This window comes from Paraburkholderia sp. RL17-347-BIC-D, assembly GCF_046027915.1.
Lineage (GTDB): Bacteria > Pseudomonadota > Gammaproteobacteria > Burkholderiales > Burkholderiaceae > Paraburkholderia.
The window spans coordinates 68,777-79,463 of record NZ_JARESS010000039.1 but is presented as its reverse complement, the minus strand read 5'-3'; the positions used below and the strand labels follow the sequence as shown (position 1 = coordinate 79,463).

The window sequence follows — 10,687 nt, the reverse complement described above, 5'->3', positions numbered from 1 at the left end:
GTAGCGCGGCTCGTTCAGGCGCAAGTCCGTGGTGATGACTGCGGGGAGCTTTAAAGACAGCGTTTCAGCGCCACCGTCCACTTCACGCGAAACGGTCGCCTTGCCGTCAGCGACGACAACCTTCGATGCGAAGGTAGCTTGCGGCAGATTCGCCAGTGCAGCCAGCATCTGGCCGGTCTGGTTCGAATCGTCGTCAATCGCCTGCTTGCCGAGAATGACCAGCTGCGGCTGCTCCTTGTCGACCAGCGCCTTCAGCAGCTTGGCCACGGCCAACGGCTGCAGTTCCACTGAAGACTCGATCAGGATCGCGCGATCCGCGCCGATCGCCAGCGCCGTGCGCAGCGTTTCCTGCGATTGCGTGACACCCGCCGACACAGCGATCACTTCCGTCGCCACGCCCGCTTCCTTCAGACGCACCGCTTCTTCAACCGCGATTTCATCGAACGGATTCATCGACATCTTCACGTTCGCGATGTCGACGCCCGTGCCGTCCGACTTGACTCGGACTTTCACGTTGTAATCGACCACTCTTTTGACTGGCACCAGAATCTTCATAAATACCTCAATCAACAAATATGCCGCCGCCCCGCAACCTGAGCAGGTACGGCCCCGGTCAGTCGTTACGGTCACGCATTCTGCGGATCGTAGAGTTTCTCTCTGATGAAGAGCGCGGGCACAAGACCGCAAAGAAAGTAGGCCCCGCCCATGACCAGAAAACCAAGCCCGATCGTTCCGTTCGTTGCAAGGAATCCAATTGCGGCAGGCGCAATCGCCGCGCCGGCACGTCCCAGGTTGTATGCGCCGCCGACGGCCGAGCCGCGAATGCGGGCCTCGAAACTCTCGGTCATGTAAGTCGCGTTCACGCCATACGGCATTCCGTAAAGGAGGCCAAAAAAGGTCATCAGATAGACAATGTTCCCGGGCGTGTGCCACAGCACGATCGCCGGCAAGAACACCGCCGCGCCGAATGCACCGAATGCGAACACCGCTCGCCGGCCAAACTTGTCCGCGAGCCAGCCTGCCATGATCTTTCCGAGGATCATGGCGACATAGGTGCCGACCATATAGCTCGTCATCGACGAGAAGTTCAGATGCAGTTCCTTCTCCAAGTAGGTCGGCATCCAGTTGCTGACACCGTAGTAGCCGAACTGCAACAGACCTGCCGTCAGCGACCACAGCATGAACATGCGACGGTGAGCCTGATCGCCAAAGACGAGCTTCATCGTACCCGCGCCGCTTTCTTTTCCGACGGCCTCGCCGCGACGACGCGCATCCCGCGACGCAACGTAACTCTCCGGCTCGGGAACAATACGCTGCATGATCAACGCAAGGACGACAGGAACAATCGAGATGAAGAAGAGATAGCGCCAGCCGAACTCGGGCAGAATCCAGGCGGCCAGAACGGTTGCCACGACATAGCCCACCGACCAGCCTGCCTGTAGCGTGCCGAGGATCGTCGAACGAAATCGGGTAGGCGAATATTCGGACATCAACGTATTGCACGCCACGTACTGTGCGCCGAGCCCAAGCGCTGCAATGAAGCGAAAAACCGCGAACTGTGAGAAGGTGTGCGTGAAGCCGAGTGCTGCCGTACCAATCGAAAACACCGCGATAGTCCAGACCACCGTGCGCACGCGGCCGAAGCGATCACAGGCCCATCCGCCGTAGATGCCGCCGATCGCCATGCCGGCGAGCGTGATACTGCCGAGCGCCCCCGCTTCTACATTCGAGAGCCCGAATTCGCGCTTGAGACTCGACAGGCTATAGGACAGGAACATCAGGTCGGCTCCGTCGACCATCAGACCCAGAAAAGCAAAGACAAATGCCGCGATCCATACACGATCGTGGGCGATCAAGCCTTGCCGGCTAAACGAATTGATTTCCATCTACACTCCTCCATGCGACAAACATGCCGCAAGCGCTCTCTGGTGCTTTTACGGCAAACGATTTGCGGTGATCAGTCACCGCACACTTCACTTTTTCGACACTGCGGCAGCGAGCAGATACTCGCGTTGCGTATCATGTTTCGCGCGATGACAAGTTGCTGAATCTGGCTCGTGCCTTCGTAGATGCGGAACAGGCGCACATCGCGGTAAAAGCGTTCGATCGCATACTCGGAGACATATCCCGCGCCGCCGTGGATCTGCACGGCGCGATCGGCTACACGGCCACACATCTCCGAAGCGAAGAGCTTGCAGCACGAAGCCTCCGTCGATACGTCCTCCTTGTTGTCCCGCCGACGTGCCGCATCGAGCACCATCGAACGAGCGGCGTAGATCTCCGCCTTGCTATCGGCCAGCATGGCCTGGACAAGCTGAAATTCGCCGATCGGCTTGCCGAACTGCTGCCGCTCCATCGCGTAGTGAAGGGCATCGTCGAGCATGCGTTCGGCCGCGCCAACACAAATCGCAGCAATGTGCAGACGCCCTTTGTCCAGCACTCTCATAGCGGTTTTGAAGCCGATTCCCTCGATACCTCCAATGAGGTTTTGCGCAGGCACACGGCAGTTTTCGAAGATGACGTCACATGTATGCGCGCCTTTCTGCCCCATCTTTTTGTCGATTTTCCCTAGCGATACACCGGGAATGCCTCTTTCGACGATGAATGCGGAGATGCCGCCCGCACCTCTGACATCGGGATTGGTGCGAGCCATGACGGTAAAGATGCCGGCTTCGGGTGCGTTCGTGATGAAGCGCTTGGTGCCGTCGATGACATAGTGGTCACCGTCGCGCACGGCCCGCGTATTCAGTGAAGCGGCATCCGAACCGGAACCCGGCTCGGTCAGCGCGAAGGAGGCGATGAGTTCGCCCGACGCGAGCCGAGGCAGATAGTGTTGCTTCTGTTCTGCCGTTCCATCGATGATGATTCCCTGCGACCCGATACCGACATTGGTGCCGAACAACGAGCGAAAGCATGGCGACGTTTTCCCGATTTCAAACGCCACAAGCACTTCCTCTTCCATCGTGAGCCCGAGACCACCGTATTCCTCGGGGATGGAAAGGCCAAAGAGCCCGAGCTCGCGCATCTCGGCAACGATGTCAGCGGGAATCTGGTCTGTTTCCGCTACTTGATCCTCGGCGGGGACGAGCCGCTCGCGCACGAAGCGCGAAACTGCGCCGAGAAGGAGGATTAGCGTTTCATGGTCACGGATCATCTGTATTCCTGATTCCAGCGAGGCGCTTCGTTCAAGCGTCCCACGTGTCGTTCATCGCCGCCCTATGGCGGCACCTAAGCGTTGCACCAGGTCCACGAGGCGTGGACCAATGTCGTTTTCCAGCGTGTCCCGGCTCATCACGAATGCCGGGCCGCCGCAGTTGAAAGCCATGCGCGTGCCATCGGGTGCCGTGAACGGCGCGCCGACGCTCGCAATATCTTTGTCCCATTCACCGACCGAGAGGCAGAAGCCGCGTTCCTCGTAGTCCTTCACTGCCTGATCGATACCGCGCTTGATGCGCGGCCAGTCCGATTCATCCTGAAGACGCACTTGCTCGAGCACCTCGTTGCGCTCATCCTCCGGCGCCGCTGCAAGGTACGCCCGTCCAATCGACGTCGTCGCGAGCGGCAAGCGGACGCCGACCGCACGCATTACCGTAATCGGCGCGCTGCTGCGCACCCACTCGATGTAGACGATCGAGAGACGATCACGAACCCCGACGGCCACCGACGCGCGCGCATACTCGGCAAGCTCCTGCATGAACGGGCGCGCGACATCGCGGATGTCCAGATTCGACAGCATCGAATAGCCAAGCGAGAGAACACCGGTGCCAAGGCTGTATTTCCCGAGCGACTCCGAATAGCGCAGATAGCCAAGCTTCGCGAGCGTGCCCGCCAATCGCGCCACGGTTGCTTTCGGGAGGCTCGTGCGACGAGCCAACTCCGACAACCCCAGATAGCGCTCCCCGGGGCCGAAGCACCGCAGCACCTCGAGTCCCCTCGCTAGCGCGGTCACGAACTGCCGATCCGTGCCCGCCTCTTCGTCGAAACGCGCCATGTCACGTTGCTCGTACGGAGGGACCGATGATCCCGCCGCGCTCTTCGTCTTCGACATGGCTGCACTCTGCTCCTGCTCTCCCGAACCCTTCCTTTTGCCGAATCCTGTCATGGCGAAAATCTCCGTGTCAAACGTTTTCGAATTTCGGTCCGCATAGCGGACCATTTTGGAACGATCGTGCAATTTTGCGTAACAAACCGGATCGCGCGATCAAAATCTCGGCAATATTGCATGCTCGCGGCCACTTTCGACTGCTATCACCTGCCGCGGCAACGGTGTTTACATTCCGTACCGAGTCCGCTAATGTGCGTATCAGTTCAGATTCTATCTTACTGGTCCGCACAGCGGACCTAACAGAAGCACCCCCGAATTACCTTCGACTTCAGGATGACGTTCATGTCCAGCGCACTTTCACACCTTCGCATTCTCGATCTGTCCCGCGTCCTTGCCGGCCCCTGGGCGAGCCAAACGCTGGCGGACCTGGGCGCTGAAGTGATCAAGATCGAACGTCCCGGCACAGGCGACGACACGCGCGGCTGGGGCCCGCCCTACCTGCACGACCATGACGGCAATGCCACTGGCGAGTCCGCCTATTTCCTGTCGGCAAATCGAGGCAAAAAATCGGTGACGCTGGACATTGCGACGCATGAAGGGCAAGCCATCATCCGCAAGCTGGCGCAACAGTGCGACGTGTTCATCGAGAACTACAAGGTCGGCGACATGGCACGCTATGGGCTTGCGTACAGCGATCTGCGCGCCATCAATCCACAACTCATTTACTGCTCGATAACGGGCTTCGGGCAAGACGGTCCGCTCTCGAAGATGGCCGGTTACGACTTCATCGTTCAGGCCATGGGCGGATTGATGAGCATCACCGGTGAGCGGGACGAACTGCCGGGTGGTGGTCCGCAAAAGGTCGGCGTAGCGTTTGCCGACCTGATGACGGGCATGTATGCAACCGTCGGCATCCTGGCCGCACTGGCGCATCGTACCGAGACGGGCGAAGGCCAATACATCGACATGGCCTTGCTCGATGTGCAAGTCGCGGCAATGGCGAACATGAACCTCAACTACCTGGTATCGGGCAAGACGCCGAAGCGAGAGGGCAATGCGCACGCGAACATCGTGCCTTACCAGGTGTTCAAGGCCAAAGATGGGCAAATCGTGCTGGCGGTCGGTAACGATGGACAGTTTCGCAAGTTCTGCGAGATTGCGGATTGCGCACACCTGGCAACGGATCCGGGATTTGCGACGAATGCGGCACGCGTGATGAACCGTGAAATGCTCGTTCCAATGATTCAGGAAATCCTGGTCACGCGCACGATCGAGCAGTGGGTGACGCCGCTCGCGGCCGCGGGCATACCTTGCGGACCGATCAACGACATCGCGCAGACGTTCGCACACCCACAGGTCCAATACCGCGGTATGCGGGTGGATTTGCCCCATCCGCTCTCGGGCAGCGCGCCTGGCGTGGCGAATCCGATCCGGATGTCAGCGTCGCCGATCCAATATCGAAGTGCGCCGCCGACGCTCGGGCAACATACCGATGATGTGCTGGTATCGCTGTGTGGGATCGATGCGGATGAACTCGGTGAGCTGCGGAGAAAAGGCATCGTTTGACACGCGCCCGATGCAGGAAGCTCCCCTGCTGAAGAAGTCGTCGGACCGGGTCCCTGGTGGGTCCCGCTCGATATGAAACTGCAGACTTTCAAACTACGGATCCGAGAGGGCTAAGTTAACCGATCGCGTCATTCCGCCCTCTGGTCGATCATCCTCCCGTGTTCCGCCGACCGATGCGAGCGCGCAAACAGGCGCAATCCACTTGCAATGCTGGCCGCGGCCGCGAACATCGCGCCGCCTGTCAGCGCGAGCGTCGGGCCGTGATGGCCGGCAATGCTGAAACTCAAGGCTACGAGTGCAGCGCCGGTGGCCTGCCCGAGCAACCGCGAAGTCGCGATGATGCCGCTTGCTCCACCGCTGCGCGCGGGCGGTGCGCTTGCCATGAGTGCCTTCAGATTGGGCGATTGGAAAAAGCCGAACCCTACCCCGCAGATCGCCATCCTCAGGGTAATGACGTGGACGGGCGGATGATCGGGCAACAGCGCAAGCGACACTAAGCCTGCGCTTAAGCAAGCCAGACCGATCGCGCCCAGCAGGCCAGGCGGGTAGCGGTCGGACAGTCGTCCGGCAACCGGCGCGACAAGCGCGACGACAACGGGCCATGGCGTGATCATGAAACCCGTCTCGATCTGGCCGCGATGGAGCACCTCTTGGAAATAGAACGGAAGCGAGACGAATGCGAGGCCCTGCGCGGCGAAAGCGCAGACGGCCGTTATCGCCGACAACGAAAACTCCGGCCGCTTGAGCAAGTCGACGGGCAGCATGGGCGCGGTACGCCCGGCTTCTCGCCGAGTCAGTAGTCCACCGAAGACCAGTGTGATTGCCACGATGCTGAACACGCGCGTAGCAGGCGCACGTTGTGCAGCTTCGCCAAGCGCATAAATCAGCGACGCAAAAGTGACGACGTTCAGCAATGCGGCCAAGGGATCGAACGGATGCGTGCCCCGGGTCGTCTGCGGTAACGCGGGCAGCGCAAACGCGAGTGCAACGAGGCCTAGCGGCACGTTCACCATGAAGAGCCATGGCCATGCAGCCGCGGAAAGGATCAGCGAGGCGACAGTCGGCCCTACTGCGACCGACACCCCGACGACGAGGGCGTTCGTCCCGACACCGCGTCCAAGCAGATGAGGCGGATAAAGTGAGCGGACCAGCGCGATGCTGACGCTCGTAATCGCGCTCGCGCCAAGCCCTTGCAGAATGCGGGCGGTGACGAGCGACGGTAGAGTCGAGGCGACCGAGCAGGCAAGCGACGCAACAGTGAACACAACCAGGCCACCGATGTATATGCGCCGGTGCCCGAGAACATCCCCTAGCGCGGCGAATGGCAAAATTGTCGCCACCATGGCGAGTTGATAGGCATTGATGATCCACACGGATGCTGCCGGTGTGGAATGGAGTTCGGCGGCTATCGTGGGAAGCGCCGTGTTCGCGATCGCGGTATCGAGTGTCGCCAGCGCGACCGCTAACATGACCGCTACCATCGCACGGCGGTTCTGTGCGGATATCGGGGCGTCGACGGCGCGTATGCCAGCGTTCGAAGTGTCGGACAAGATCGGCTCCTTTAGTTCAAGGTACATTCCTGTCTATCGTTCCGCCCTGAATGCAGGCGTCGATTGACGCGAGCAATGAAAAAAGGGTTGATTGCGCTGGCCATTGCGGTTCCTGACTCTCGGTGTTTGCGACGGAAGACGACATCGAGATTGTTGGCCGTAACGCGAGGAAAGCGCGGCACCGTTTGATTCCCGGCGGGAATACCTCGCGGCGTACCGTGGCAGCCGCCCCCGCGGTACGAATTTCCGCTAGAGTTGGGTTACGAAATGGAACAGCAGAGGAAGAATGAGAATCGAGGACCTACGCGTATTCTCGGTGCTGGCGGAGACGCGCAATCTACATCGGGTTGCACAAAAGACCGGACTGACGCAGTCAGCGGTCTCGAAGATCGTGCAGCGGCTGGAAGCCGAATTCGAAATCCAACTCGTGGACCGCAGGGGGCGGGGCGTTGATCTCACTGGAGCAGGGCGCGTTCTAGTCGAGCGGGCTGCCGACATAAGAGCGTCGGTCGCGCAAACCTATGCCGAAATGGCAGCCGCAAAGTCCGCCTCTACCGGCAAGATCCGCATCGGTGTCGTCCCGGCTCTGCTGGAGTCCGCCCTCCTGCCAATCGTGGCGTGCTATACAATGCGCGAGGACGCGATCTCCTTCCAGCTTTCCGTGCAGGTCTCGGCCTTGCTGTTCGACGAACTGAAGGATGGGCAACTGGATCTGGCACTTTGCTTCATGCCTGATACGGAACCGGACGAACTCCAATCGGACGACATCGGCCGGCAGCGCTACCAGATCGTCGCGCGACGAGGCCATCCGCTGACAGCTGCGCATGGCGACCCGAGCATGCTCCAATCGGCGAAATGGCTGCTGCCACTGCCAGGTCATGGCCTGCGCCAGATCGTCGACCGATACTTTGAGGAGCATGGCCTTGTGTCCCCTCAGGTTGTCGTCGAAACCGACGCGTCGATCACGCTCCTGACGTCCTTGCTGCGCAATAGCGATTTGATCACGATGTTGTCCGATCAAATGCTCCAGTCCTACCCAGGTCGGGATCTTGTTGCCCTTCCCTACGAGACTGCGCTATTCGAAAGCAGGCTCAGACTTTTCCATCGAAGGAAAACATACATGTCGCCCGCAGTGCAAAAATTTCGCGCGACGTTACACGATGCATTGGCTGCCTCATGAAAGCGACGTGGAAACGAGAACAACAACTTATCGCACAAGTGGCGGCTGAGACCGGAAAGCCGTGGCCTCGATTCGGATGAACGCGACGGCAGCCATCCGCTCACCGTATCTGACAGATGACCGCTTGACGGAATGGCAAGTGCTCGGCAACATGACTTGCGCAACGCTGCAGAGCGCCGAATTCGGCGTGGGGTCTTATGGCCGCCAATTCGCTAGCGCCCTCCCGCCTTCGCGCAGAGTATCATTGTCCTTGCAGAAGCTGATACGGATCATGCCAGTATCGGATCCATCGCCGTAGAAGCTGGACAACGGAATAGTGCCGACCCGCATCCTGCGCAGTAAATCGAATACGAAATCCCTATCGCTAGAATTGGAGAAATCGTTGAAGCGGGCCAGCATAAAAAAACCGCTACTGCATGGTTTGATGTCAAGCCGCGACTCAGCCATGCCACTTAGCAGGATATCGCGCTTGCGCTGATAGAACTCTGCCAGGGCAAAGTAACTTTCTGAATTCTCCAGAGCCGCCGCCAGAGCAACCTGCATCGGTGCAGGCGCGGAGAAGACCAGGTATTGGTGAACCTTGCGTATCTGCTCCATGATCCCGGCCGGTGCAACACAGTAGCCAACTCTCCAGCCTGTCACGTGGTAGGTCTTGCCTAGCGAATGAACGACGACGCTGCGCTCTGCCAGCTCCGGGTAACGTGACATGCTATGGTGCGTCATTCCGTCGTAGACCATATGCTCGTACACTTCGTCGGAGAGAACAACGATATTGGTGTTTCGGGTAACGGCAATCAGACGATCGATGTCACACTTTTCTAATATCGCACCGGTCGGGTTGTGGGGCGTATTGATGATCAGCATGCGTGTTCTAGGTGTGATGGCCGCTGCCACCTCGTCCCAGTCAATCTTCAATGTATCGAGAGGAATTTTGATTGGAACGGGCGTCGCGCCTTGCAGTCGAACTATAGGCTCGTAGCACTCGAAGGCTGGTTCGAAAAAGACGACCTCGTCGCCAGGATGCACGAGTGCAGTGATCGATGCGTAGACCGCCTCAACACCGCCGGCGGTGACAGTAACTTCCTGGTCAGGATCGTATCGTGCGCCATAAAGCTTCGCTATCTTTTCTGCCAGTAGCTGACGCAGGGCCGGTATGCCGGCCATGGGCGCATACTGATTAAAGCCCTCTTTCATTGCCCGCGTCGCCGAATCAATCAATGACTGATCTGGCAGAAAATTGGGCGCACCCTGCCAAAGATTGATTGCCTTATGTTCTGCGGCAAGCTGGCCGATAACGGCATAAATGGAAATCCCGCTAGTCAATTTCGATCGGATCGAAAAGGCACTTTGCATCATATGTATCCCAGTTTGAATCAGATTCAACTAAACAATCAACGGCTAAAGCTGATGAGTTTGCTTGACGGACCGAAAGTCCGGACATCTATCGCTCAGACAGTATCGAGCGAAATATCGATGTATTGGAAAGATGAACTTATGTGGCATGGAACATCAACTCTTCTTTCCGGACGCATCGGACCGCATATGTGAATCGCCTGTTTCCGGTGCGGTTCCGTGTTTTAAGCGGGGATCGTGAGGGCGTTTGGTTAATAGGGTGCCCGCTGCAGTCGCTTCGTCCACCGGCGCCCAGATTGTCGCTTCGTCGTCCAGCATTGACTGGGCCTTTTTCCAATATTCACTCAACCGACCTTCGGGACAACCGTCTGCTTCCCATAGGTAGTAAGCGCGAAGACGGAGCTTTACTTCCATAGATGCGTTGTCTGCTGTCATAGCGGTGTCCGTGTAATTTCGTGACTAGTTGTCGGGGGCGTGCTCGGTCGTGAGCAATGTGCGTCGAGTAATTGGCCGCAGCATCTCGGATAGAAAGACCCAACACCTGATTTCACTATCAGGGTGCACGAGCACGTTCTCGTTCACTGGTATCCCTTTCGCTTCGTAAGGGGTATTGCTGATAACGCAGGGCGACGCCGATCCGCTGAATGGCCCACACCTACATGCAAGAACACTTCATCCGGGAATTTATTCCAGGCGTGACGCGGTGCCTTTGCTTGCTGGCGAGCAAGGACGAAAGCACCGTCTTGCGCGTGCCGCATTAATATCGAAAGCGAAATGTACGAGAACCTGTGCCGCAAGGGTCCTCGGTCGTTGACCGCATGTTGAGTACGGCGACAATTGCAGGCAAGAAACGAATTGCCCAGCGAGGGGCGAGTTTTATTGCCTCACATCTTGCGGTATCCCGACACTCTTCTTTCAATTCGTTCCCGGTAAAGATCTGGCGACGAACAGACTTCCCTGTCATCCGACGAATCGCGTGGAATAAAAACGCGC

At 58.6% G+C, this 10,687-nt stretch carries 9 protein-coding genes; 2 read left to right on the top strand and 7 right to left on the bottom strand.

Annotation, left to right across the window (positions count from 1 at the left end):
- The 4 genes from P0D96_RS35345 to P0D96_RS35330 all read right to left on the bottom strand — a co-directional run.
- Positions 1-555: electron transfer flavoprotein subunit beta/FixA family protein (locus tag P0D96_RS35345; RefSeq protein WP_408318290.1), on the bottom strand; the 555-nt coding region annotated here is incomplete at its 3' end.
- Positions 556-626: 71 nt separating this feature from the next.
- Positions 627-1,886 (bottom strand): MFS transporter, encoded by a 1,260-nt coding sequence (locus P0D96_RS35340; RefSeq protein WP_408179661.1) that lies wholly within the window; start codon positions 1,884-1,886, stop codon positions 627-629.
- A gap of 71 nt (positions 1,887-1,957) precedes the next feature.
- Entirely contained in the window at positions 1,958-3,154 is a 1,197-nt protein-coding gene (locus P0D96_RS35335) for an acyl-CoA dehydrogenase family protein (protein ID WP_408318288.1), read from the bottom strand.
- Positions 3,155-3,205: 51 nt separating this feature from the next.
- Entirely contained in the window at positions 3,206-4,048 is an 843-nt protein-coding gene (locus tag P0D96_RS35330; RefSeq protein WP_408318286.1) for an IclR family transcriptional regulator, read from the bottom strand.
- 339 nt (positions 4,049-4,387) lie between these two features.
- Between P0D96_RS35330 and P0D96_RS35325 the strand changes: the two genes are divergently transcribed.
- Positions 4,388-5,611 (top strand): CaiB/BaiF CoA transferase family protein, encoded by a 1,224-nt coding sequence (locus P0D96_RS35325; protein WP_408179659.1) that lies wholly within the window; start codon positions 4,388-4,390, stop codon positions 5,609-5,611.
- Positions 5,612-5,739: 128 nt separating this feature from the next.
- On the opposite strand, the gene P0D96_RS35320 is transcribed toward P0D96_RS35325, so the two are convergent.
- Complete coding sequence (locus tag P0D96_RS35320) at positions 5,740-7,116, bottom strand: MFS transporter (protein ID WP_408318298.1); 1,377 nt, start codon at positions 7,114-7,116, stop codon at positions 5,740-5,742.
- A gap of 331 nt (positions 7,117-7,447) precedes the next feature.
- On the opposite strand from P0D96_RS35320, the gene P0D96_RS35315 reads away from it, so the two are divergent.
- Positions 7,448-8,341 (top strand): LysR family transcriptional regulator, encoded by an 894-nt coding sequence (locus tag P0D96_RS35315; protein WP_408318284.1) that lies wholly within the window; start codon positions 7,448-7,450, stop codon positions 8,339-8,341.
- Positions 8,342-8,536: 195 nt separating this feature from the next.
- Here the strand turns inward: P0D96_RS35315 and P0D96_RS35310 are convergent, their stop codons facing one another.
- Both P0D96_RS35310 and P0D96_RS35305 read right to left on the bottom strand, forming a co-directional pair.
- Positions 8,537-9,694 carry a methionine aminotransferase gene (locus tag P0D96_RS35310; RefSeq protein ID WP_408318296.1) on the bottom strand — a complete coding sequence of 386 codons (1,158 nt, stop codon included), beginning with the start codon at positions 9,692-9,694 and terminating at the stop codon, positions 8,537-8,539.
- 156 nt (positions 9,695-9,850) lie between these two features.
- Positions 9,851-10,129 (bottom strand): DUF2934 domain-containing protein, encoded by a 279-nt coding sequence (locus P0D96_RS35305; protein ID WP_408179657.1) that lies wholly within the window; start codon positions 10,127-10,129, stop codon positions 9,851-9,853.
- Positions 10,130-10,687 lie beyond the last annotated feature (558 nt).